The sequence below is a fragment of the Companilactobacillus nodensis DSM 19682 = JCM 14932 = NBRC 107160 genome (assembly GCF_000615905.1).
Taxonomy (GTDB): domain Bacteria; phylum Bacillota; class Bacilli; order Lactobacillales; family Lactobacillaceae; genus Companilactobacillus; species Companilactobacillus nodensis.
Map to the genome: position 1 here is coordinate 82,590 of NZ_BAMN01000006.1, position 26,267 is coordinate 108,856.

Genomic DNA, 26,267 nt, shown 5'->3' on the forward strand with positions numbered 1-26,267 from the left:
GAGGCTTAAGCCTTTTTTTATTTTTTGAAGGGTAAGTTATGTCTGATAAAAGTCAACTTTTTAAAATTTTAATTAAACAAATAAAACTAGATAATTTATTGGAGTCAGATAAATTATTTGATACAGCAAAATTAGACAAACTAGAGGTGCATAAGAAATCACGTCGTTGGACATTTTATTTTGATTTTGATGATGTGCTTCCTTTTGAGGACTTCCAAATTTTTGTTAGTTCATTAAAAGATAGCTTTGATGGAATCGCAACCGTTGATTTTAATATCAATGCAGCTAATACACAGTTAGACGAAAAACATATTCGCGATTATTGGAATTATGTACTAGAAAACTGTGAGGAAAGATCACCGGTTGTTTCGCAACTTATGAGTCAACATCCACCAAAGCTTGAAAATGGTCAAGTTTTCTTGACAGTTTCTAACGGTTTCATCGCTGATTTTATGGATGGAAAATTAACTGCTAGTTTGCAAGATGCGTATACTTCACTGGGATTTCCACCATTCAAGATACGTGTTGATGTGGATGAAGCTAAGGGACAAGAGAAGGCACAGGCACTTGAAGCTGCCAAGCTTGAAGAGACCAAACATTTTCAGGCTCAAGCTCAAGAGGTCAGCCAAAAACGAGCTAAGAAGCCGGCTGGTAATGTAGTTAAAATAGGTCGCAAGATTCCTGACGATGCTGAAATTACACAAATGGTCGATATTACTGAAGAAGATCGTAACAAGGTCATTGAAGGACATATCTTCAATAAGGATGTTAAGAAGTTAAAGTCTGGTCGATCATTATTGCTATTGAAGGTAACTGATTATACTTCTTCATTCAGCGTCAAGAAGTTTTCTAATGGAGAAGACGATGAAGCCTTCTTTGATAATTTGGACAGTGGTGCTTGGATCCGTGCACGTGGTAGTGTGCAGGAAGATAATTTTTCACGTGAGTTGTCAATTATGGCCAATGATATTATGGTGATCAAGCATGCAGGACGTAAAGATACTGCTGATGATAACAATAAGCGGATTGAATTACATGCACACACTAATATGAGTCAGATGGATGCTATTCCTAGTGCAACCGACTTGATCAAACGTGCTAGTGAATGGGGTCAGCCAGCAATTGCTATTACTGATCACCGTGCACTTCAAGCTTTCCCGGAGGCTTATAGTGCTGGTCAAAAGTATGGTGTAAAGATTGGTTACGGTGTTGAAGTTGATTTGGTCGATGAAGGCAATCCGATTGCTTATAATTTAAGGGATGAAAAATTGAATCCTGCTGAATATGTCATCTTTGACGTCGAGACGACGGGTCTTTCGGCTGTTTATGACAGTATCATCGAACTTGCGGCCACGAAGATGAAAGATGGAGAGGTTGTTGATTCATTCGATGAGTTCATTAATCCACATCATCCATTGTCAGAATTCACAACTAGTTTGACTAGTATCACAGACGATATGGTTAAGGATGCTCCTGATGAAGCCGTAATTATTCAGAAGTTTATTGATTTCGTCGGTGATGATATTCTTGCCGGTCATAACGTAACTTTTGATATTGGTTTCATTAATTCTGCGTTGACGCGAATGGGGCATGCTCGTGTGTCAGTTCCTGTAATCGATACACTAGAAATGTCACGTACACTGCATTCGGAGTATCGTAATCACAAGTTGGATTCACTGGCCAAGCGATACAATATTGTTCTAGAACACCATCACCGTGCCAATGCTGATGCCGAGACAACTGGTTATTTGATGTATAAGTTGTTTGATGAGATGGAAGATAAATTTCAAATCACTAATGTATTACAATTGAATGATCACGTTGGTGGTGAAGAAGCATACAAACAAGCTCGTCCAAGTCATGCTATTTTGATAGCTCAGACTCAAGCTGGACTTAAGAATATGTTCAAGATCGTTTCGTATGCGATGACACAATATTATTATCGAACAGCTCGTGTTCCCAGACGCTTGTTGAATAAGTATCGTGAAGGTATCCTCGTGGGTTCTGCCTGCAAGGATGGAGAAGTCTTCAATACTATGATGCAAAAGGGGTATGAGGATACTCGAGAAGTTGCTCAATATTATGATTATCTCGAAGTTATGCCTAAGCCTGTCTATCAACATTTACTTGATGCAAAGTTGATTAAAGATGAAGCTGGATTAGAAGAAATATTGAAAAATATCGTTAAGTTGGGTAAGGAGATCAACAAGCCAGTTGTTGCGACTGGAGATGTCCATTACTTAGATCCACATGATAAAATTTATCGCGAAATAGTCATCAAGGCGGTTAAGAGTAATATTTTGGCTCGTCAAACTTTGCCAGATGTGCAATTTAGAACCACTAATGAAATGTTTGATGAGTTTGACTTCCTTGATCAAGATACTGAGCAAGAGATCATTGTTGATAATCCAAAGAAAATAATGGATATGATCGATGAGATTTCTCCCGTTAAAGATAAGCTCTATACTCCTAAAATGGAGGGTGCCGAGGATGAAATTCGTAGTTTAACTATGAATAAGGCACATGAATTGTATGGTGAAAACTTACCGGCAATCGTTCAAGAACGTATGGACAAAGAACTCAAGAGTATTATCGGTAATGGATTCTCTGTTATTTATTTGATTTCTCAACGACTAGTTTATAAGTCTAATAAGGATGGATATTTGGTTGGGTCCCGTGGCTCCGTTGGTTCTAGTTTCGTTGCGACGATGACTGGTATTACCGAGGTTAATCCGCTGGCTCCACACTATCGTTGTCCTAAGTGTAAGTATTCAGAGTTCTTTACCAAAGGTGAAGTTGGTTCAGGATTTGATTTGCCAGATAAGAATTGTCCTAAGTGTGGAACTGAATTGAAGAAGGATGGACAGGATATTCCATTCGAAACCTTCTTAGGTTTTAAGGGTGATAAGGTTCCTGATATTGATTTGAATTTCTCCGGTGATTACCAACCGGTAGCGCACAATTACACTAAGGTATTGTTTGGTGAAGATCACGTGTTCCGAGCTGGTACTATTGGTACAATTGCTGATAGAACGGCGTTTGGATATGTTAAGAATTATGAAGAATTAACTGGGCAACAGTTGCGTAATGCTGAAGAGGAACGTTTGGCCATGGGTTCGACTGGTGTTAAGAGAACCACTGGACAACATCCGGCTGGTATCATTGTTGTTCCTGATTACATGGATATTTTTGATTTCACACCGATTCAATATCCAGCTGATGATCAAAATGCAGCATGGAAGACGACCCATTTTGATTTCCATTCAATTCATGATAATATTCTAAAACTTGATATCCTTGGACATGATGATCCAACGATGATTCGTACTTTACAAGATTTGTCGGGTATTGATCCATTGACTATTCCAGTTGATGATCCGGAAGTCATGGAGTTGTTCAGGGGTACCGAATCACTTGGCGTTACACCTGAGCAGATTTTTTCTAAGACTGGTACGCTTGGTGTTCCTGAATTCGGAACAAGATTCGTTCGGGGGATGCTAGAGAAGACACATCCAACGACATTTGCTGAATTGCTACAGATCTCAGGATTATCACATGGGACTGATGTTTGGTTAGGTAATGCTGAAGAATTAATTGATGATGGTGTGGTTACTCTGAAGGAAGTTATCGGTTGTCGTGATAATATCATGATGGATTTGATCCACTGGGGTATGAAATCACAGACGGCCTTCCAAATCATGGAACATGTTCGTAAAGGACGCGGTATTCCAGACGAATGGCAACAGGATATGAAGGATGCTGATGTGCCTGATTGGTATATCAAGTCATGTTTGAAGATCAAGTATATGTTCCCTAAGGCTCATGCCACAGCATATATTCTGATGGCGTTGCGTATTGCTTACTTCAAAGTTCATTATCCGCTATACTATTACAGTGCTTACTTCTCAGTCCGTGCTGATGATTTTGATCTTGTTTCAATGACAACTGGTAAAGATGCTGTCAAGAATGCAATGAAAGAAATCAACGATAAAGGTATGGATGCTTCCACAAAAGAAAAAAATTTATTGACAGTTTTGGAACTTGCCAATGAATGTTTAGAGAGAGGCTTCAAGATCAAGATGGTTGACCTTGATAAGTCAGATGCATTTGAGTTCAAAATCATCGATGATAAAACTTTACTGGCACCATTTAATGCCATTCCAGGCCTTGGTGACAACGTTGCTAAGCAAATAGTTGCTGCACGTGAGGAACAACCTTTCCTATCTAAGGAAGACCTGTCAACACGTGGTAAAGTATCCAAAACTATCATTGAATACATGACCGATAATCATGTTTTGGACGGTATGCCAGATGAGAATCAACTCTCACTCTTTTAGTGTCAAGCGTTGAAGGTTGATTTAATTGTTAAGATATGTTAAATTAACTACTAGTTAATTATTGATTAATGAGTGAGCAGAGATGCTCACTCTTTTTATTGCCGATTACTTTGGAGGATTATTTTTGAATACAAAAATTGATGAATTAAAAGCCATCTTACAACCAGTTTTAGATAAGCATGATTTCTTTCTTGTTGATTTAGAACTTGTTCATGAACGTGGAGATTGGTATTTGCGAGTATATGCTGATAAGAAGGGCGGCATCAGTATTGATGATTGTGCTGTTATCAGTGAAGAGTATGGTGAACGATTAGATGAATTAGATCCTATCGACCCTGCTTATTACTTAGAGGTTTCTTCGCCAGGTGCGGAGCGTCCATTGGAAAATGACGAGAGCCTTTCTAATTATGAAGACGCATATGTGAATGTTTCGTTATACCAAAAGCAAGACGGTGACAAGATTTTTGAAGGTAAAATGACCGAAGTAACTGATTCACAAATAACTTTAATAATAAAAGTGAAGAATCTTAAAAAAACAATTGTTATCGATCGTGATAAGATTGCTAAGATTCGACTCGCAATTGAATTCTAGATAGTATCTAAGAACTCATTTAAGGAGAATAGCATGAGTAAAGAAATGGTTGACGCACTTGATGCGTTGGAAACTGAAAAAGGTATCAAAAAAGAATATGTTATTGAATCACTCGAAGCAGCTTTAGTTGCAGCATACAAACGTAACTACAACCAAGCTCAAAACGTTGAGGTTGAATTTGACCAAAAAAAGGGTAATATACATGTTTATGCAGTTAAAGAAGTTGTTGACGAAGTCGTTGATGAACGTTTGGAGATCTCACTTGAGGATGCTTTGAAGAAGAGCAAGGGTTATGAACTAGGTGACCATGTTCGTGAAGAGGTAACACCAAAGGATTTTGGTAGAATTGCTGCTCAAACAGCTAAGCAAGTAATTATGCAACGTGTTCGTGAAGCTGAACGTGATATCATCTATAATGAGTATAGCCAATATGAGCATGAAATCATTCAAGGTATAGTTGAACGTAGTGATAGTAGATTTGTATACATCAACTTTGGTAAGATTGAGGCAGTTATGTCGAAGTCTGATCAAATGCCAGGTGAAACTTATAATTCACGTGACAGAATTCGTGTATATGTTACAAAAGTTGAAAATGCTACAAAGGGACCTCAAGTGTTCGTATCAAGAACAGATCCAGGTTTGGTCAAGAGATTATTTGAACAAGAAGTTCCAGAAATATATGATGGAACAGTAGAAATCGTCTCAATTGCTCGTGAAGCTGGAGACAGAACTAAGATTGCTGTTAAGTCAGATAATCCTGATATTGACCCAGTTGGTACTTGTGTTGGACCTAAGGGTTCACGTGTTCAAGCTGTTGTTGATGAACTAAATGGTGAAAATATTGACGTCGTACCTTACGTTGACGATCCAATTGACTTCATTGCTAATGCATTGAATCCAGCAGAAGTTATTGCTGTACAATTTGATGACACTGATAAGAAACAATGTATTGTAATTGTTCCTGATTATCATTTATCACTAGCAATTGGTAAAAAAGGTCAAAATGCAAGATTAGCTGCTAAGTTAACAGGCTATAAAATTGATATCAAACCCGAATCACAAGTTGAATTTGTCGACGATAACGACCAAGATGTAGATATCGATGATATTGACAAGAAGTTAGACTCTGATTCAAGTTCAGATACTGATACAGAAACCGAATCAGATACTGATTCAAAAGAATAAGGGGGTGATGGGTTTGGCAACGCGTAAGATACCCATGAGAAAAGATGTTCTAACTAACAAGATGTTCCCTAAAAGAGAACTAGTTAGAATTGTGAGAGACAAAGAAGGCAACATTTCTATTGACCCAACTGGTAAGAAGTCTGGACGTGGTGCTTATGTCGGGCTAGATCCAGAAGCCGTGAAAGAAGCCAAGTCAAAGAAAACTTTGGAGAAGGTTTTTTCACATGCAGTTCCAGATGAATTTTATGATGAACTGTTTGACTTTGTTGATCATCAAAAGGCTCGAATGGACCTATTCGGAGATTTAGGTAAGAAACATTGAAAAAGTCATTTTTAGATTTTTTAGGTATAGCTTTACGTGCCGGAAAAATGATTAGTGGTACAGAGTTAACCCTGCAAGGAATTAGAAACCAAAGTGTTAAATTAGTAATAATGGCAAGTGATTGTAGTAATCGGACTAAGAAGGATCTGACGAATAAGACAAATTCTTACGATGTAACGTTGATCGATAATTTCACTAGTCAAGAACTAAAAGATGCAATCGGTAAGGATAGAAAAGTTATCGGTATTACGGATCTTGGAATTGCTAGAAGGTTAATTGAAATTATGGAAAATTAAGGAGAGTGATAGGATGGCCAAAAAACGAATTTATACTATTGCAAAAGAAAATAGTGTCGACAACCAGGTTGTGTTAGATGCTGCTGCCAAATTAGGTATCGATGTAAAAAATCACATGTCATCAGTTGATGAAACAAGTGAAAAGAAGATTGTGGGTAATCTTAAGGGTGGTAAACCAGCTGCTAAGTCAGTTCAAAAACCAGCCGCAAGACCTGCTGCTAAAGCAACTTCAAATAATACATCAAACAATGCTTCAAAAGAAAAGACAAGTGAGAACCACCAACAAAGTGGTGATCACAAGACAAAGATCAAGATTACTGCTGTAAGAAGAGACCCTAACAAGAATAAGGGTCACTATGACCATAACCGCAATAACGGTAATGGTAACGGACACAGTAATTACCGTGGAAATAATAATAATAACCAGAATGGTAACCGTAATAATACTTCTAATACAAATAATAGAAGTAATAATAACAGCAATAGTAACGGAAACCGTACTGTAAATAATAATGGGAATAACCGTCCAAACGATAACCGTAACAATTCAAACAATCGCAATGGCAATCGTAATAATTCTCAAAATCGTGATCGTCGTAACAATGGCAGTGTTAGACGTGACCGTCCACAAACAGCGCAAGCACCAAGACCTAGACAAAGTGCTGGTAACAAGTATCTAGAACAATTTAAGACAAATATCCAAGAAGCAAGTCGTTCAACTAACCGTCCTAGAACTAACAACCATAATAACCGTAATGGTAACAATGCCAGTCGTTCAAACGATAACCGCAATAATAACCATAATAACGGAAACCGTAATAACAACACTTCAAGCAATAATAACAACCGTCCTAATAACAATCGTTTCAATAATAACAATAGCAATAACAGTAACAACAGAAATAATAATACCAACAATAATAACAATAGAAGACCGGTAGCTTCAGATAACAAGGCCAAGGAGAACACAAGAGCAAATGTATCACCTGCAAGTGTTGAAGTTCCTAAGCCAGAATACAAGAAGAGCAAGCCAACTAACAATCGTGACTTTGGCCACAAGCAAAATTTGGCAAATCCTTTCGGAACTCGTAAGAAGAAGAAGGAAAGAAAGAGACAACAACGTCAAAGAACTGAACCAAAGAAGCCAATGCCACAAAGAAAAGATCGTCCATTGCCAGAAACACTTAACTACACAGTTGGTATGAACGCTCAAGATATTGGTAAGTTGATTCACCGTGAACCAGCTGAGATCGTTAAGAAGTTATTCATGCTTGGTATTATGATCAACCAAAACCAATCATTGGATAAAGACGCGATCGAGTTGTTAGCAACTGATTACGGCATTAACGCTGAAGAAAAGGTCCAAGAAGATATTGCTGATATCGACCAATACTTCACTGCTGAATCAACTAACAAAGAGAACTTGGTACCACGTCCTCCAGTTGTTACTATCATGGGACACGTTGATCATGGTAAGACAACATTGCTTGATCACTTGAGACATACTCACGTTACAGCTGGTGAAGCTGGTGGTATTACTCAACATATCGGTGCTTATCAAGTAAGATTGAACGATCGTTTGATCACATTCCTTGATACTCCAGGACACGCTGCCTTTACAAATATGCGTGCTCGTGGTGCTGATATTACTGATATCGTTATCCTAGTTGTAGCCGCTGATGATGGTGTTATGCCACAGACTATCGAAGCTATCAATCATGCTAAGGCTGCTAACGATCCAATCATCGTTGCTGTTAACAAGATTGATAAACCAGGTGCAAATCCACAACACGTTATCGAACAATTGATGGAATATGAACTTGTTCCTGAAGATTATGGTGGGGATACTATCTTTGTTAATATTTCTGCTAAAGTCGGAACAAACATTGATCAATTGCTAGAAATGGTTCTTCTACAAGCTGATGTTATGGAATTGAAAGCAAATCCTAAGCAAAAGGCTGTCGGTACTGTTATCGAAGCCAAGCTTGATAAGGGTCGTGGACCCGTTGCATCACTATTGGTACAACAAGGTACACTTCACGTTGGAGATCCAATCGTTGTTGGTAATACTTATGGTCGTGTTAGAACAATGACAAACTATAACGGTAAAGAAGTTAAGAAGGCATTGCCTTCTCAACCAATTGAGGTTACTGGTTTGAATGATGTTCCTGAATCAGCTGACAAGTTCGTTGTCTTCGATGATGAGAAGACAGCTCGTGCAGCCGGTGAAGAACGTGCTAGTCGTGCTCTTCAAATCGAACGTCAAAACACTAACCCTGTAACTCTTGATAACTTATTCGAAACAATGAAAGAGGGAGAACTTAAGACTGTTGATGTAATTATCAAAGCCGATGTACAAGGTTCTGCTGAAGCCATTGCCGGAAGTTTGAAGAAGATCGAGGTTGAAGGTGTTCGTGTCAATATTATTCACTCTGCCGTTGGTGCCATTACTGAAAGTGATGTTAACCTTGCTGCCGCAAGTAATGCCATCATTATCGGATTTAATGTACGTCCAACAGCTCAAGCTCGTGTCCAAGCCAAAGATGAAAATGTTGATATCCGTCTACACAGAGTTATCTATAAGGCTATTGATGAAATTGAAGCCGCTATGAAGGGTATGCTTGAACCAGTTTATGAAGAGAAGATCACAGGTAACCTTACTGTTCGTGAAACATATAATGTTTCTAAGATCGGTACCATTGCCGGATGTATCGTAAATACTGGTAGCATCACTCGTGAAAGTGGAGTTCGTTTGATCAGAGACGGTATTGTTGTCTATGAAGGTAAACTTGCCTCACTTAAACGTTTCAAGGACGACGTCAAAGAAGTTAAGTCAGGATTCGAATGTGGTATCACAATCGAAAACTACAATGACATCAAGATTGGCGACGAAGTTGAAGCTATGTGATGGAAGAAGTTCCAGTCAAATAGGAGATGATAATATGGTAAAACATCGAATCGGTCGTGTAGAACAAGAGATTCAAAAAGAAGTAAATGATATTCTACTAAAACGTGTTCGTGATCCACGTGTTCAAGGCGTTACAGTTACTGGGGTTGAGATGACAGGAGACTTACAATCCGCTACGATTTATTACAGTATCTTATCTGAGAAGGATGAAGATATTGAAAATACTCAGGCAGGACTTGATAAGGCAAAGGGACTTATTCGTAAAGAACTAGCTCCAAGACTGACATTGTATAAGATTCCAGAACTCGAATTTAAACAAGATAAGTCCATTCAATATGGAGAAAAAATCGATCGTTTAATCGCTAAGATGCACCAAGACGAAGCGAACAAATAAGATAATTTAAGACTCAGCAAATTTTGCTGAGTCTTTTTTTGGCTGTCTTTCAAAAAATGAATGCTATTATTTTTAATAACTAGTAAAATAGTTCTTGATATGGTTTGAAATTAATAATTTTGATGAATCGGGAGATAGTAATGAACGGAGTAATTCCCCTAAATAAAGAAATCGGAATGACAAGTTCCGATTATGTATATAAATTAAGAAAAGTTTTGCATACAAAAAAAATTGGCCACACTGGTACATTGGACCCACTAGTAGATGGTGTCTTGCCAATTTGTGTAGGTCAGGCTACCAAACTAGTTAATCGACTGACAGGTTCGCCCAAGGAATATGAAGGTGAAATAACGCTCGGTCGTTCGACGACAACTGAGGACCGTGAAGGTGAGACCGTCAAAGAAGTAAGTTTAGCAGAACCATTCTCAAATGATGCTCTGGAAGCTAACTTCAAAAAGATGATCGGGGATTTAACACAGATTCCACCGATGTATTCAGCTGTCAGAGTCAACGGTAAGAAACTATATGAGTATGCCCGAGCTGGTATTGAGGTTGAACGTCCGGAACGCCACATTCACATCTATGATTTTTATATGATGGGTGAACCCGAGTTTGATGCCGAAACTGGCAAGCAAAAGTTGAGATTTCACGTAAAATGTTCTAAAGGAACTTATGTTAGAACATTGGCAGTTGAGTACGGTGAATTGTTAGGTGTACCGTCATTCATGTCTAAGCTGACTAGAACTGAGAGTGCCGGATTCAGTATCGAGGAAACATACAAGTTGGCTGATATAGAAAAAATGATGGCAGAAGATAATCATGGATTCTTGCGCTCAACTGATGAAGTGTTATCAGATATGCAAGCCCATGAATTGACTGATGAAGAATGGGAAGTCCGTGTCCTGCACGGTGGTTTCTTAGATTTAGTTGGCTATAACGAAGACGATATGATGCGAGTTACTCGTAATCATGTGACTAAGGCAATCTATAAGTTCAATGATGAACGACAGTTATGGATACCGGAAACAATGCTTTTGAATAACGATTAGGGGGATGAATTGATGGAAATTGTGAATGTTAAGCATCCATTGAGGGATAGTCAAATACCTGAATCAGATATTGTTTTGATTATGGGATTCTTTGACGGTGTTCACCGTGGTCATCAAAAGGTGATTCAACGTGGAGTCGATTTGGCACATGAAAAAGGTTTGAAATCGGTGCTTTTAACTTTTGATCGTTCCCCCCGTGAAATATATCAACATGAAGAAAATTATAAATATATTTCCACGATGGATCGTAAGGCAGAATTAGTTGAAAAATTAGGTGTAGATTATTTGTACTTTGTTGAATTTACGACTGATTTTGCCAGTCTAGCCCCACAGGACTTCGTTGACGACTACATGGTACGAATGAGAAGTAAATATATTGTAGCTGGATTCGATTATACGTACGGTAAAAAAGATATTGCTAATATGCAAACATTACCGGATTATGCCAAAGGGCGATTCGAAGTAGTGACTGTGCCTGAGCAAACAATCAATGGTGACAAGATCGGTTCTAGTACGATCAAGAAGTTGGTCTTAGATGATCAAGTTGATACAGCCAATACTTATCTTGGCTATGATTACCAAAATCAAGGTCATGTTGTACATGGCCTTCAGCGTGGCCGTACACTGGGATATCCAACAGCTAATGTAGTTACTAGTAATGATCAATTAAAGCCCTCTATCGGCGTATATGTGACTCGTATCGAGATAGATGGTAAATGGTATCAGTCGATGACCTCAGTCGGATACAATGTAACGTTCAAAGAGGATACGGGCGTCACGATTGAATGTAACATTTTTGATTTTGATCGAGATATTTATGGCAAGGATGTCCGTGTTGAATGGTTGCACTATTTGCGTGGTGAAGTTAAATTTGACGGTGCAGATGGATTGGTCAAGCAGCTTCACAAAGACAAAATGGATGCACTCAATTACTTCAAAGAACATGAAGATTAGCAGGTTTAGCAGACCTGCTTTTTTCTTTGTGCAAATTTTAAATTTTATGAGTCTCACCACTTGACACTATAAGGATAGATTGTTATATTTTACATTGTTAGCACTCCAATATGAATAGTGCTAAAAGGAGGACGGTAGAATGTTATCGGAACGTCAAGATGCAATCTTGAGAGAAGTCGTGCGCATTTTCACAGATACCGGCCAGCCGGTTGGTTCAAAGACATTGATGAATGCATTGTCATTTCATGTTAGTTCAGCGACTATCAGAAATGAGATGGCTGTGTTGGAAGAAATAGGCTATTTAGAGAAGACTCATTTATCTTCCGGTCGTATTCCTTCCGCAATGGGATATCGTTATTATCTAGATAATTTGGTACAACCAACTACCGTACCGCAAGATATCGCAAAGAGGATCGACGAGGATTTTGGTCAAACATATCATCAAATTGATGACATCATTGAACAATCGGCGAAGATCTTATCTCATCTAACTAGTTATACGGCAATCACTTTAGGACCAGAGAGCAGTTCGATCTTGTTAACAGGATTCAGGATCGTGCCTTTGAATCCACGTCAAATCATGGCGATCATCGTCACGAGTGACAATAATGTTGAGAGTAATATTTATACGATCGATGAAAACTTTGATACTGAATTGATCGAAAAAATTGTAAGAGTTGTTAATGATAAGTTGGTTGGACAACCATTGCCTAGAGTTTTGAAAATGCTTCACAATGATATACCAGCTATCTTGTCTGAGTATATGTATTCAAACGACGGATTGATCGATATGATCGATCAGTTATTCAAAAAAGCCGGATCGGAAAAGTATTTCGTTGATGGTCAACTTAACTTGTTAAATTATGCGAATAATCAAGATCTTTCAGATGTTCAGTCGTTATTCTCAATTATTAATCAAAGTACAGATTTGAAAAAACTACTTGATCCAAGTGATGCTAATGACGGCATTCGTGTTCGCCTAGGTAGTGAGTTAGGGTCAGATGCATTTAAGAACTACAGTATTATCACGGCTAACTATGATGTTGGACATCATGGTAAAGGTGTGATTGCATTACTTGGTCCAACGACAATGCATTATTCACAATTAATTGGTTTATTAGGTGAATTTAGACAGGAATTGGCTAAGCGCCTGATCGACTATTATTCACGGTATGATGATTCTTGATATTTAGGAGGAAGTAATGGCAGATAAAGAGAAACAAGAAGATGTAAAAGCTTCTAGTGAACAATCAAAAAAAGCACCTAAGTCAGAGGCAAAGAAAGACGCCAAAGATGTTAAGAAGGATGCTGAAAAAGTAACCAAGATCGATCCTAAGGATACAAAGATCAAGAATCTTGAGGCTAAGAATTCAGAGCTAGAAGATAAGTTTTTGAGAAGCCAAGCTGAAATTCAAAATATGAATAATCGTCATAAGAAGGAAGTTGCTGGAATCCTTAAGTATGATGGTCAAAAGTTGGCTACAGAAATTCTTCCAGTTATCGACAACTTGGAACGAGCTTTGGCAGTTGAAGTCAGCGATGATGCCGGCAAGCAACTAAAGAAGGGTATCGAAATGGTTCAGCAACATATGGTTAAGGCTTTGACAGATAACCATGTAACGATTATTGACAATGCTGGTGATAAGTTTGATCCAGCTGATAGTCAAGCTGTTCAAACTGTTCCTGCTGACAAAGATCATGCAAAAGATACTGTCGTTCAAGTTCTACAAAAGGGTTACAAATTAGAAGATCGCGTTCTACGTCCAGCAATGGTCGTTGTAGCTCAATAGGTTTCATAATTTAGTTAATAAATAATATTAAAAATCAAAAGAGGTTTATATTTATGTCAAAAGTTATTGGTATTGATTTAGGTACAACCAACTCAGCCGTTGCTGTACTTGAAGGTGGATCACCTAAGATTATTGCTAACGCTGAAGGTGCAAGAACTACTCCTTCTGTTGTAGCTTTCAAAGATGGTGAAATTCAAGTTGGTGAAGTTGCCAAAAGACAAGCAATCACTAACCCTGATACAGTTTCATCAATCAAGAGACACATGGGTGAAGCAGGTTACAAAGTTAACGTAGCCGGTAAATCATACACTCCACAAGAAATTTCAGCTATGATCTTGCAACACATCAAGAAGTTCTCAGAAGATTATCTTGGCGAACCAGTTACAGATGCTGTTATCACAGTTCCTGCATACTTCAATGATTCACAAAGACAAGCTACTAAGGATGCTGGTAAGATTGCTGGACTAAATGTTCAACGTATCGTTAACGAACCAACAGCTTCAGCACTTGCTTATGGTCTTGACAATGACAAGGGTGACGAAAAGATCCTTGTTTATGACCTTGGTGGTGGTACATTCGATGTTTCTATCCTTGAATTAGGTGACGGTGTCTTCGAAGTACTTTCAACAAATGGTGATACACATCTTGGTGGTGATGACTTTGATCAAAAGGTTATCGACTGGTTAGTTGAACAATTCAAGAACAAGAATGGCGTTGACTTATCACAAGACAAGATGGCTCTACAAAGATTAAAGGATGCTGCTGAAAAAGCTAAGAAGGACTTATCAGGTGTTGCACAAACATCAATCAGTCTTCCATTTATTTCATCAGGCGCTAATGGCCCACTTCACTTGGAAGAAACATTGACACGTGCTAAGTTCGATGAATTGACAGCTGACTTAGTTGAAAAGACAAAGATCCCAGTTGACAATGCCTTGAAGGATGCCGGCCTATCAATCAATGATCTTGATAAGGTCATCTTAAATGGTGGTTCAACTCGTACACCAGCTGTTCAAGCTGCTGTTGAAAAGTGGACTGGTAAGACACCTGACCACTCAATCAACCCTGACGAAGCCGTTGCCTTAGGTGCTGCTATTCAAGGTGGTGTTATCTCTGGTGATGTTAAAGACGTTGTTCTACTTGATGTCACACCACTTTCATTAGGTATTGAAACAATGGGTGGAGTATTCACTAAGTTGATCGATAGAAATACAACTATCCCAACAAGCAAGTCACAAACATTCTCAACTGCTGCTGATAACCAAAGTGCTGTTGATATCCATGTTCTACAAGGTGAACGTCCAATGGCTGCTGACAATAAGACCTTAGGTCGTTTCCAATTAACAGATATTCCTGCTGCACCAAGAGGTGTACCTCAGATCGAAGTTAAATTCGATATCGATAAGAACGGTATTGTAAATGTTTCTGCTAAGGATCTTGGTACTAATAAGGAACAAAAGATTACTATCAAGAGTTCATCAGGTTTGAGCGATGAAGAGATCGATCAAATGATGAAAGAAGCTAAGGAACACGCTGACGAAGATAATAAACGTAAGGAAGAAGTAGACGTTAAGAATGATGTTGAACAAGCATTGTTTGCTACTGACAAGACTCTTAAAGATATTAAGGGTAAGGTTTCTGACGATGAAATCAAGAAGGCCGAAGATGCTCGTGATGCTTTGAAGAAGGCTCAAGACTCTGGTGATATTGAAGACATGAAGAAGAAACGTGACGATTTGAATAAGATCGTTCAAGACCTTTCTGTAAAACTATATCAACAAGCTCAAGATGCTCAAAAGGCTAGTGGTGCTGACGGTGCTGCTGGTGCAGGTACTGATTCAAAGGACGGTAAGAAGTCTGATGACGGTACAGTTGATGGTGACTTCGAAGAAGTAGACCCAGATAAAGACAAAAAATAATAAATATTAATTTGTGATAAAGAGCAGTCATTTTAATTACTAGACCAACAATGGTATAGTATTAACAACTGCTCTTTTGAGCATAAAAGATAAAATCGGACGTACAGTCCTAGTCAACACAAGGGTGATTTTTAAATGGCAGATAGAGATCCGTATGAAACTTTAGGCGTTGATAAAAACGCTTCTGAAGACGAAATTAAAAAAGCTTTCCGTACACTTTCGAAGAAGTATCATCCAGATATCAATAAGGCTCCTGATGCTGAAGAAAAGTTCAAAGAAATCAACGATGCTTACGAAACTTTGAAGGATCCTCAAAAACGTGCCGCATATGATCAATATGGATCAGCTGGTATGAATCAAGGCCAAGGATTTGGTGGCTTTGGTGGAGGAGCCGGCGGAGAACAATTCGGCGGTTTTGAAGATATCTTTAGTCAGTTCTTTGGTGGCGGTACAGCTCGTCAAAGTCCTAATGCTCCAAGACAAGGTTCAGACTTGCAATATCGTATGGATCTAACTTTTGAAGAAGGTGTCTTTGGTAAGAAGAGTGATATTTCTTATGATCGTGAAGAACTATGTAAGACATGTGACGGTAGTGGTGCCAAACCTGGTACACATCCTGAAACATGTTCTAAGTGTCACGGTTCTGGTTACGTCGAAGTAGATCGTCAAACACCACTTGGCCGTATGCGTACAAGAGTTGTTTGTGATGTCTGTGGCGGTACTGGTAAAGAAATCAAAGAAAAATGCAACATTTGTCATGGTAAGGGTAAAGTTAATGAGAAACATACTCTTAAGGTTACTGTTCCAGCAGGTGTTGAAGACGGTCAACAAATGCGTCTAGATGGCCAAGGTGAAGCCGGAGAAAACGGTGGACCTTACGGTGATCTATATATCGTGTTCCATGTTGCCGCAAGTAAAGAATTTCAACGTGATGGATCAACAATTTATTCATCAGTAAATATTAGTTTCCCTCAAGCTGCATTGGGTGATGAAATCCAAGTTAATACTGTGCATGGTGCTGTTAAATTGACAGTTCCAAGTGGTACTCAAACTGGTACATCATTCAGATTGCGTGGTAAGGGTGCTCCAGTTCTTAATAGTAAGAATATCGGTGACCAAAAGGTTACAGTTAATATTGTTACACCACGTAAGATGTCTGGAGAACAAAGAGAAGCTTTGAAGAAGTTTGCGGAAGCAGGCGGAAACAAAGTTAAAGAAAAAGATAGTAATTTTTTCAATAAGATTAAAGATGCATTTAATGGTTAAATAAAAAAGTCGCAAATAATTTGCGACTTTTTTGATACTTTGATTGGGTTATCTGTGATGGTGGTATAGGTTGAAATAGTGTAAAATAAGTAAGATGAGAATTAATTCAATAAATGATAAAACATTGATAGAAGGGAAACATTTATGGATCTGGATCTTGATAAATTAAAAGAACGACAAAAAAGAATTCGTAATTTTTCTATCGTAGCGCATATCGATCATGGTAAATCAACAATTGCCGATCGTATTTTGGAAAAGACACATACTGTTTCAAAACGTGATATGAAAGCTCAAATCCTTGATGATTTGGACTTGGAGCGTGAACGTGGAATTACAATCAAATTAAACGCGGTTGAACTTGAATATACTGCTAAAGATGGAAAGGATTATATTTTCCATCTGATCGATACACCAGGACACGTCGATTTCTCTTACGAGGTTTCGCGTTCCTTGGCTGCCTGTGAGGGTGCCTTGTTAGTAGTTGATGCTGCACAGGGTGTTGAAGCACAGACACTTGCTAACGCTTATTTGGCCATTGATAATGACTTGGAAATAGTTCCAGTTATCAATAAGGTCGATCTCCCTTCTGCTCAACCTGAAAAGGTTCAAGAAGAAATTGAAGAAATGATTGGAATCGATGCCTCTGACTCAGTCATGACTAGTGCCAAAACTGGTTTGGGTATTGACGAGTTACTCGAAAGAATCGTTTCTGATGTGCCTGCTCCTGAAGGGGATATCACCAAACCGCTGAAGGCTTTGATCTTCGATTCTGTGTACGACAGTTATCGTGGTGTTGTGCTGAACGTACGTGTTCGTGAAGGCCTTGTTAAGGTCGGAGACACGATTGAATTGATGAGTAATAAGAAGACCTTCGAAGTTACTGATGTCGGTGTCATGTCACCTAAGGCTGTTTCACGTGATTACTTGATGGCTGGTGATGTTGGTTATATTACTGCTAGTATCAAGTCGGTTGTCGAAACACAAGTTGGTGATACTGTCACATTGGCTGACAATCCTACTGATGAACCGTTAACTGGCTATCGCAAGAGCACACCAATGGTTTATGCCGGTATGTATCCAGTTGACAATGGTAAGTATGAAGACTTGCATGAAGCTCTAGAAAAATTAAAGCTTAATGATGCGGCTTTGGAATACGAGCCTGAAACTTCTCAAGCATTAGGATTTGGTTTCCGTGTTGGATTCTTAGGATTGCTTCATATGGACGTTGTCCAAGAAAGATTGGAACGTGAATTCAATCTTGATTTGATCATCACATCACCATCAGTTGACTATCACGTTACAACGACTTCTGGTGAAGAGATCGTGGTTGATAATCCAGCAGAATTGCCAGATGCTTCTGAGATCAAGGAGGTTCGTGAACCTTATGTTCGAGCTGAGATCATGGTACCAGAGGACTTTGTTGGCCCAGTGATGGAATTGTGTCAGCGTAAACGTGGGCAATTCGTGACAATGGATTATCTCGATAAATATCGTGTTAATGTTATTTACAAGTTGCCACTACTAGAGATCATTTTTGATTTCTTTGATGACTTGAAATCTAACACAAAGGGCTATGCTTCACTTGATTATCGTGTTGAAGAGTATGAGCCAAGTGAGTTGGTTAAGATGGATATCTTGCTTAATGGTGAGTCAGTCGATGCCTTGAGCTTTATCGTCCACAAGGACTTCGCTTATCAACGTGGACGTGACATCGTTTCACGTTTGAAGGAAGTAATCCCTCGTCAGATGTTTGAGATTCCTGTTCAAGCCGCAATTGGTAACAAGATTGTTGCCCGTGCGACTGTTAAAGCTTATCGCAAGGATGTTACTGCTAAGTTGTATGGTGGTGACCGTACTCGTCGTGATAAGCTATTGAACAAGCAAAAGGCTGGTAAGAAGCGGATGAAGGAAGTCGGAAAAGTTTCGATTCCTCAAGAAGCCTTCATGTCAGTCCTTAACTTGAACAAAGGTCAGACAGACGATTCAGGCAAGTAGGTAATTTGGACTTTACAAGCTGCACAAAGATATGCTACATTTAAGAAAATTAATATATAGATATTAAAAGAAGGAGTACTATATACTTCATCCACAGAGAGTCAAGGTTAGTGAGAGCTTGGCGTGTCGGTATATACGAAAAACATCTTTGTTCTTCTGACTGAAATTTCGAGAGTAGGTTCAGACGTGCACCAGTACGTTATAATTGGCAAGTATTTTAATGTACGTTGAGGTGTTTTTTACAAAAACTTGGGTGGTACCGCGGAAAATCTTTCGTCCCTTTTATTGGGGATGGAGGATTTTTTTTCGTCTATAGTATTCCAAAATCAAAAGGAGAAATAAATGCAAAACATTTTAGTTAAAGATTTATACAAAAAAGAATTTGCGGACGGTGATCAAATCACTGTTTCTGGTTGGATCCGTACGATCAGAGGTTCAAAACGAGTAGGTTTCATCGAATTAAACGACGGTTCATTCTTCAAGAATGTTCAAGTTGTTATTACAAGTGACATGGAGAACTACGCTGAAGTAGTTAAGTTCCCAATCAGTACAACAATCAAAGTTGTTGGTGAATTAGCATTAACTCCTAAGGCTCAACAACCATTTGAAATCCACGCTACTGAAGTTATCGAAGAGGGTGCTTCTGATGCTGATTATCCATTGCAAAAGAAAGCTCACTCATATGAATTTATGAGAACAATTGCTCACTTGCGTCCAAGAACCAACACATTCTATTCTGTATTCCGCATTCGTTCACTAGCTTCTTTTGCTATCCACGAATACTTACAAAAAAATGATTTCGTTTATGTTCACACACCAATCATCACTAGTTCTGATGCTGAAGGTGCTGGTGAAATGTTCCAAGTTACAACACTTGATATGAACAATGTTCCGAAGACTGATGATGGTAAGATCGACTACAACGAAGACTTCTTCCGAAAAGAAACTAACTTAACTGTTAGTGGTCAACTAGAAGTTGAACCATTTGCTTTGGCCTTCAGAAATGTCTATACATTTGGCCCTACATTTAGAGCTGAAAACTCACATACAGGCCGTCACGCATCTGAATTCTGGATGATCGAACCTGAATTAGCATTCGCTGATTTACAAGATGAAATGAACTGTTCAGAAGAGTTGCTTAAGTATGTTATCAACTACGTTATGGATCATGCCAAAGAAGAACTCGACTTCTTGAACGAAAATGTTGATAATACTTTGATCGATCGCTTAAAAGCTACTGCTGGTGAAACATTTGCCCACGTATCTTATACAGATGCTATTGATATCTTGGAAAAAGCTACAGACGTTGAATTTGAAGTTAAACCTTACTGGGGACTTGACCTTGATTCAGAGCACGAACGTTACTTATCAGAACAAGTTTACAAGAAGCCTGTCTTTATTACTGATTATCCTAAGGACTTCAAGGCCTTCTATATGCGTGCCAACGATGATGGTAAGACCGTTGCGGCAGCTGACTTATTAGTTCCTGAAATCGGTGAATTGATCGGTGGATCGCAACGTGAGGAACGTCTTGAAAAGCTTGAGAAGAGAATGTCTGAACTTGATATGAACGAAGACGACTACAAGTGGTACTTAGAATTACGTAAGTACGGTGGTACAGTTCACTCAGGCTTTGGTATTGGATTTGAAAGATTGATCATGTACATCACTGGTATGGAAAACATCAGAGATGTCATTGCTTACCCTAGAACACCAGGTAATGCTGAATTCTAGTTCAAGCATATAACTAAAATATTTATACATAGACTCCTATAATAGAAATGTTACAGGGTCTATTTTTTTACTCAAATTATCGGAGGTAGTTAGATAAATGAACAAATTCGATGCAATAATTATTGGCGGTGGTCCAGCTGGCCTCGCTGAAGCATATGCACTTAAAGCTGCTGGCAAAGATGTAGCCGTGGTTGAAAATTATCAATGGGGTGGAACTTGTCCTAACCGTGGCTGTGACCCTAAGAAAATGTTATTGAGTGGTGTTCAAGCACGTGACCGTGTATCACAACTAAAGGGTAAAGGATTCGGAGAAGCACCACTAGTTAAGTGGTCAGAACTTGAAGCTTTCAAAGATACATATACTAGTAAGATTCCTGATGGTAGTCGTAATGGTCTGATTAGTGCCGGTATCACAGCAATTGATGGTAGTCCGAAGTTTGTTGCTGAAGACCAGATCAGTGTCAATGATGAAGTCTATCAAGCTGATAAGTTTGTTATTGCAACTGGTCAGCGTCCCAGCCGTCTGAATATTGATGGTAAGGACAATTTATTTACGAGTACGGACTTTATGAATTTGAAGTCAATGCCTAAGAAGGTAACCTTTATTGGAGCCGGCTATATTGCCTTTGAGTTGGCAACTATTGCCAGTTCAACGGGTGCTGAAGTTCATATAGTGCATCACAATGATCGTCCTCTTAAGGGCTTTGATAAGGAATATGTGGATGCTCTGGTCAAACAACTAGAAAGACGTGGTATTCAATTTCATTTCAATGTTGATACCAAGTCAATCACTAAAATCGGCAATCAGTATGTTCTAGATGCAGGTGATTTTAATTTGGTAAGTGACTTAGTCGTTGGTGCAACTGGACGTATTCCTAATGTCGATAATCTGGACTTGGAAAAAGCTGGAGTGGAATACTCGCGTAGAGGTATTCAAACTAACAGGAAGTTACAGACAACTAATCCTAATATTTATGCGATAGGGGATGTGGTTGATAAAGAACAACCTAAGTTAACTCCAGTCGCCGGATTTGATGCTCGGTATGTCGCTGACGTGATTAACGGTAAGACTGATAAGGATATCGAATACCCAGCTATTCCAACTCTGGTGTATGGCTCACCAGAGTTGGCCAAAGTCGGAGTAAGTACAATGGAAGCAGAAAAAAATCCTGATGACTATTCGGTAGTCGATCAGGATCTAACTAAGTGGTTCACGTATTACAGAACTAATGAACCGATTGCCAAAGCAAAGGTTGTCTTCAATAAAGATAATCAAATCGTAGGGGCAACTTTGATGAGTAATGAATCCGATGAGGTTATTAATTATTTAACGTTAGCTATTAATAAAAAGCTAACTCATGATGAAATTTTGAATACTATCTTTGCTTATCCAACACCAGCAAGTGATTTGCAGTATTTGATTTAGGAAGTTTGATATCACACAGTTAGAAGACAAATTGTTATATGAATTGTTCCATGCTAAGGTGAATAATATAATGTGATTAAATTAAGGAGTGATAAAAGTGCTCAAGACTAATATTTATGTTAAGTTAATCGGAGTTTTGCTCATTGTCATTTTATTATCGTTGATATTTATTACAGGTTGGTCATCATATACACTGTTATTCATTTCACTTTCTGTAGCATATGGCATTTTTGTACAGATATATTTTAGGAAAAAATAATTAAAGCAGGTGCGAATTTTCGCATCTGCTTATTTTTATAGTAACATTTCAACTAACTTCTGTAAGTCGTGTTTTTCAGGAATTTCCGGCAACATATTTATGTCGAACAATGCTTGGTCTTTGTACTCTTTGATCATAACTTGTGAAGCATCAACGCCGTTGTCGATCACTTCTTCAGCGGTTTCAGCTAATGCCTTTTCGCCTGTGCGACCAGCTTCGGCAATTTTGTTCATGAAGTCAGGTCCTTTTTTACCAATGGCAAAAATTACTGGCAAGGTGAATTCGCCACTTTGTAACATGTAGAGTGGTCCAAATTCTTCTTCAGTTGTGTTGATACCAACCAAATCGAGGACCTCACTCTTGATCTGGTAGGCAATGCCGATTGTTCGACCAATTTGTCCAGCAGAATCCACGATGATATCAGATGCGTGCGCTGCTTGAGCACCGAAGCGACAGGCAAACTCGAACATGATAGCTGAACGACCTTCGACTCGCTTGATATATTCAGCAATATCTTCGACTGGTTTAACCATTTGCTCGTCAGCGAGTAATTGTTGTGTAGTGATTTCTTGAATCGCATCGATTTTTCCTTGCAAGGCATCGTCGTCAGCTGAACATTTACGGAGTTCAACGTCGATCAAATCAGAGAAATATTCGACCATAAAGTTTAGTTTGATTGAGTCTGGACCAGCTTGATGTCGACGCATCATTTCATTACGAATATAAAACATTTGTGTTGCGGCTGCAGCTGATTGTAGAGCATTATCTCGTAGGTCCTCAGTTTTACCGAAACTAGAGAATAGATAGAAGAAGGCTCCGTGTAAGAAGCGGCCAGACTTCAAGAATCCACTTGCTTCAGAGATGATGTCGTCTTTGTTTAATTCAATCAAGTGGAGGATGTAGTCTTCCAAATTGATCAATTTTGGATTGAGATGTTCAAATTGTTCAAATGGTGATGCCATAATGGATGTTTCTCCTTACTTGAATTTATCGATTTCGACTTCTAGATTTTCAGCAATCGGTAAGAATACTGAACTGAAGAACTTCTGTGATTCAAATTTTTGCTCTTTTTCGATGATATCATTCGACTTCTTCCAGGCATCTTGGCGCATAATTGCGGCTAAGTTCTTGCGGAGTGTTTGAAGATGCTTCTTTAATCTAGGATCTTTGGTTCCGTATGCTTCAATGTAAAAATACAATATTTCATTGAATGTATTATCCAATACATAGAAGAAAGTATTACGCATTTCGGCCAAATTCATCATCTGTGGGAATGGCTTGTCTTTTAAAATTTGTTCTTTAGTGAAGGTACTCGATGAGGTGATGATCGAGTTAACTTGGCTCATATCCGCAATGTAATTTGAGTAGTGTTCTAGTTGATCTTTTTTAAGAGGAACACCAAGTTTTTCTTTGATCTCTGATTCATTCAATGGTTCCAACTGCTTGAGGGTCAAATCTCTAACTTCAATTCTTTCCTCATCAAGTTTCTTTTCGATTTCTTTGAGGATGGTTTGATTCTCGTTCAAGTACTTCATAACTGCAGGCCAGATATGGTCGTTAAATGTTTCGTGGAAGTGGTTGAACATGTCGTCGGTATAGACGTCAAGAACCTTCTTTTCAGATTCGAATTCTTTGACGTGTGAAGTGAACTGGATAACTAGTGGCATGCCGGTACGTTTGTCCGGGTTACCGATCAAGATACCAGTATCTTTACGTTGTTGGTCTTCCCATTGTTTTAGTTCATTTAAGTCTAATAATCCCAATGGCATAAGGGTGATCTCCGCGTGTGTGCAGAGGATCTGTAAGGCAAAGGGGGTGATCATCTTTTGTGTTTCTGTGAATGCCTTTAGTGTTGTTCGCAGTTTCTTTTGGTTGTCTAAGTGATCTTCTGGATCAGCGTAGAAGGCAGAAGATTGAATAGGGGCATTTTCAAAGCGGCCGCTCATTTGTTTCTTTAGATCATCGATGTCCATTACTTTTCTTCCTCCTTACCGTAGATTTTTTTAAGTTCAGATAATTTGTTGATACCAGCCTTAGTTAAAGTGGCAGGTTTCAATGTAGCTGTGGCAAGTGCATAATTTTCGATTTCTTCGAGTTTCAAATCATTGAACCAACCTTTGCCTTGAACTTCATCAATTGTTTGATACAACATTGATTGTTTATTTAATTGACGGTTAGAAGTAAAGTAATTACGATTTACGTCGTTTAGTAATTGATAGATTGATTGTTCCATACTTACATTTTCAGCCATAATTAATTAATTCTCCATTCCTATATTACTTATATTTTAGCGTTTTTATGAATAATAAAAAATTAGTAAAATTCCTAAGTTAAATTAATTTCTTACTGCGTTATTATAAAAAAGTAATAGAATTAATATATTGGAGGAATATCTTATGGAAAAACAAATTTTAGTAAGCGGATTGCATTGTGAAAACTGCCCAAAGCACATTGCAGAATTAATCAAGGACGCTAAGGGTGTTGAGAAGCTCGACAAAGATATGGACAAGATGACTTTAACTATTTCTGGAAATGAAGATTTGGATGTAAATGAAATTAAAGCTGATTTAGCAAGTAAACCATTTAAGGTTGAGGAATTAGCTTAGTGAATTCTATGACTACCAAAAAAGCCCAACTTCTAGGAGTTGAGCTTAATTTAATCTCGTTATTATTTAGTAGTATCAGTCCAGTTCTTAACAAATTCTCATTAGTCAGTCTTAATCCAGTTATTGGTGCATTGTTCACCAGTGTTTTTGCCGCAATTTTCAATTTGATTTTGATATTTGTGATGTATCACGATTTTTCTATTATTAGAAATAAGTGGGTGATCGCATTGGGATTGTCCAATGCCGTCGGTGTTATTTTGCAATATATTGCACTAACATTATTGAGCCCAGTCACAGTTACATTGATTGCTCGAATATATTTAGTTTATGTTTTTGCGTTATCATATGCTTTTTTGAAAGAAAAATTAGTCAAGTGGGATTATTTGGCCATTGCGATGTGTATCGGTGGATCGATTTTTGTTTCAACCGGTCGGATTCAAATTGATAGTATCTGGGGAATCGTTTGTGCTTTCATATATCCTTTAATGTATGCCATAAATAATATTATTGCTAAATATTTGGTAGAGGACAATAATCCGGGAAATGTCTTGTTCTATAACCACTTGGTTTCAGCAGTATTATTGTTTGTCTATGCATTGATCATTCCAGGAACATTCGGTGGAATTCAAGCAAAGGCTGTCACATTTAACTTTTTCGGAGCTTTCTTTAATGGTTTCTTATCATTATTATTGTTCTACACTAGTTTGAAATTTATTACTGCTGGTAAAGCCAATATCGTTAGAGCATTGGGACCAATCGTTGTAATTATTTATTCTTACTTCTTCTTCCCAATTCAGATTACCGCAAATATTATTATTGGTGCTTTGTTGTTGATAACATCAACCGCAATCGTCACATTTACTCGTGCCAATACTGATTAGATCTCTTGCCTTCGGGTGAGAGATTTTTTTCTCTTTACGGTTTTATCTGAAACGTGCTTATGAAGAACAATCTCTTCCGCTCACTACGAACAGTGAAATCACCAACGTGGCAATCCCACTATTCTAGGTGATGCTCAAGGTCTACCGCCTTTCAACGCGCTCTATCCTAAACGCGCTACAAAAACCAACTACCTCCGCTCACTACGAATAGTGAAATCACCACTACGTGGCAATCCCACTATTCTAGGTGATGCTCAGTAGTTACCCGGTTTTTGTAGCGCTCTGATTTTATAGGGCTTTTACCAATTCCTAATGGAATAAATCTAATACATAATAAGATTAGTTAATTATATA

Annotated in this window: 20 protein-coding genes, 1 pseudogene and 1 other annotated feature; of the genes and pseudogenes, 18 read left to right on the top strand and 3 right to left on the bottom strand. The window is 38.4% G+C overall.

All coding sequences use genetic code 11. The features are described 5' to 3' along the window. The first annotated feature begins 38 nt into the window (after positions 1–38). The 16 genes and pseudogenes from JCM14932_RS05910 (at position 39) to JCM14932_RS05985 (ending at position 22,167) form a co-directional block, all read left to right on the top strand. Entirely contained in the window at positions 39–4,337 is a 4,299-nt protein-coding gene (locus JCM14932_RS05910; RefSeq protein WP_025024077.1) for a PolC-type DNA polymerase III, read from the top strand. 124 nt (positions 4,338–4,461) lie between these two features. After that, positions 4,462–4,929: a ribosome maturation factor RimP gene (gene rimP, locus JCM14932_RS05915; protein WP_025024078.1), complete on the top strand. Its 468-nt coding sequence runs from the start codon at positions 4,462–4,464 to the stop codon at positions 4,927–4,929. A 33-nt stretch (positions 4,930–4,962) separates the two neighbouring features. Then, positions 4,963–6,114, top strand: a complete 1,152-nt coding sequence (gene nusA / locus JCM14932_RS05920; protein ID WP_025024079.1) for a transcription termination factor NusA — start codon at positions 4,963–4,965, stop codon at positions 6,112–6,114. A gap of 13 nt (positions 6,115–6,127) precedes the next feature. Next, positions 6,128–6,436: an RNase P modulator RnpM gene (gene rnpM, locus JCM14932_RS05925; protein WP_025024080.1), complete on the top strand. Its 309-nt coding sequence runs from the start codon at positions 6,128–6,130 to the stop codon at positions 6,434–6,436. After that, positions 6,433–6,732, top strand: a complete 300-nt coding sequence (locus JCM14932_RS05930) for a L7Ae/L30e/S12e/Gadd45 family ribosomal protein (protein WP_025024081.1) — start codon at positions 6,433–6,435, stop codon at positions 6,730–6,732. Before rnpM ends, JCM14932_RS05930 begins: the two co-directional genes overlap by 4 nt. A gap of 13 nt (positions 6,733–6,745) precedes the next feature. Then, a pseudogene (gene infB / locus JCM14932_RS14680) lies at positions 6,746–9,663 on the top strand (translation initiation factor IF-2). Between the two features lie 11 nt (positions 9,664–9,674). Continuing rightward, the gene (gene rbfA, locus JCM14932_RS05940; protein WP_025024082.1) at positions 9,675–10,034 is read left to right on the top strand and encodes a 30S ribosome-binding factor RbfA; all 360 of its coding nucleotides are present in this window, start codon (positions 9,675–9,677) and stop codon (positions 10,032–10,034) included. A 140-nt stretch (positions 10,035–10,174) separates the two neighbouring features. Next, complete coding sequence (gene truB, locus JCM14932_RS05945; protein WP_025024083.1) at positions 10,175–11,083, top strand: tRNA pseudouridine(55) synthase TruB; 909 nt, start codon at positions 10,175–10,177, stop codon at positions 11,081–11,083. A gap of 12 nt (positions 11,084–11,095) precedes the next feature. After that, positions 11,096–12,037: a riboflavin biosynthesis protein RibF gene (gene ribF / locus JCM14932_RS05950; protein ID WP_025024084.1), complete on the top strand. Its 942-nt coding sequence runs from the start codon at positions 11,096–11,098 to the stop codon at positions 12,035–12,037. A gap of 139 nt (positions 12,038–12,176) precedes the next feature. After that, entirely contained in the window at positions 12,177–13,223 is a 1,047-nt protein-coding gene (gene hrcA / locus JCM14932_RS05955) for a heat-inducible transcriptional repressor HrcA (protein WP_025024085.1), read from the top strand. 16 nt (positions 13,224–13,239) lie between these two features. Then, complete coding sequence (gene grpE / locus JCM14932_RS05960; RefSeq protein WP_025024086.1) at positions 13,240–13,827, top strand: nucleotide exchange factor GrpE; 588 nt, start codon at positions 13,240–13,242, stop codon at positions 13,825–13,827. A gap of 53 nt (positions 13,828–13,880) precedes the next feature. Beyond that, a complete protein-coding gene (gene dnaK / locus JCM14932_RS05965; protein ID WP_025024087.1) occupies positions 13,881–15,746 on the top strand; it encodes a molecular chaperone DnaK in 1,866 nt (621 codons plus the stop codon). A 135-nt stretch (positions 15,747–15,881) separates the two neighbouring features. After that, complete coding sequence (dnaJ, locus tag JCM14932_RS05970; protein WP_025024088.1) at positions 15,882–17,012, top strand: molecular chaperone DnaJ; 1,131 nt, start codon at positions 15,882–15,884, stop codon at positions 17,010–17,012. Between the two features lie 144 nt (positions 17,013–17,156). Then, on the top strand, positions 17,157–19,007 hold the full coding sequence (gene lepA, locus JCM14932_RS05975; protein WP_420834776.1) for a translation elongation factor 4: 1,851 nt from the start codon (positions 17,157–17,159) through the stop codon (positions 19,005–19,007). Positions 19,008–19,060: 53 nt separating this feature from the next. After that, positions 19,061–19,291, top strand: a binding site (T-box leader). A 58-nt stretch (positions 19,292–19,349) separates the two neighbouring features. Continuing rightward, on the top strand, positions 19,350–20,741 hold the full coding sequence (gene asnS, locus JCM14932_RS05980) for an asparagine--tRNA ligase (RefSeq protein WP_025024090.1): 1,392 nt from the start codon (positions 19,350–19,352) through the stop codon (positions 20,739–20,741). Between the two features lie 97 nt (positions 20,742–20,838). Next, complete coding sequence (locus tag JCM14932_RS05985) at positions 20,839–22,167, top strand: dihydrolipoyl dehydrogenase family protein (protein WP_025024091.1); 1,329 nt, start codon at positions 20,839–20,841, stop codon at positions 22,165–22,167. A 294-nt stretch (positions 22,168–22,461) separates the two neighbouring features. Here the strand turns inward: JCM14932_RS05985 and JCM14932_RS05990 are convergent, their stop codons facing one another. Genes JCM14932_RS05990 through JCM14932_RS06000 form a run of 3 tightly spaced genes read right to left on the bottom strand, consistent with a single transcriptional unit; the run spans position 22,462 to position 24,677 of the window. Then, positions 22,462–23,388 carry a polyprenyl synthetase family protein gene (locus JCM14932_RS05990; RefSeq protein WP_025024092.1) on the bottom strand — a complete coding sequence of 309 codons (927 nt, stop codon included), beginning with the start codon at positions 23,386–23,388 and terminating at the stop codon, positions 22,462–22,464. A gap of 15 nt (positions 23,389–23,403) precedes the next feature. Beyond that, positions 23,404–24,399, bottom strand: a complete 996-nt coding sequence (locus JCM14932_RS05995; RefSeq protein WP_025024093.1) for a hypothetical protein — start codon at positions 24,397–24,399, stop codon at positions 23,404–23,406. Further along, complete coding sequence (locus tag JCM14932_RS06000) at positions 24,399–24,677, bottom strand: hypothetical protein (RefSeq protein WP_025024094.1); 279 nt, start codon at positions 24,675–24,677, stop codon at positions 24,399–24,401. The genes JCM14932_RS05995 and JCM14932_RS06000 overlap by 1 nt, the downstream gene beginning before the upstream one ends. 145 nt (positions 24,678–24,822) lie before the next feature. On the opposite strand from JCM14932_RS06000, the gene JCM14932_RS06005 reads away from it, so the two are divergent. Together JCM14932_RS06005 and JCM14932_RS06010 are read left to right on the top strand one after the other, a co-directional pair. Then, positions 24,823–25,032, top strand: coding sequence for a heavy-metal-associated domain-containing protein (locus JCM14932_RS06005; RefSeq protein WP_025024095.1), 210 nt, complete (start codon positions 24,823–24,825; stop codon positions 25,030–25,032). After that, positions 25,032–25,913, top strand: a complete 882-nt coding sequence (locus JCM14932_RS06010) for a DMT family transporter (protein WP_025024096.1) — start codon at positions 25,032–25,034, stop codon at positions 25,911–25,913. The genes JCM14932_RS06005 and JCM14932_RS06010 overlap by 1 nt, the downstream gene beginning before the upstream one ends. Positions 25,914–26,267: the final 354 nt, after the last annotated feature.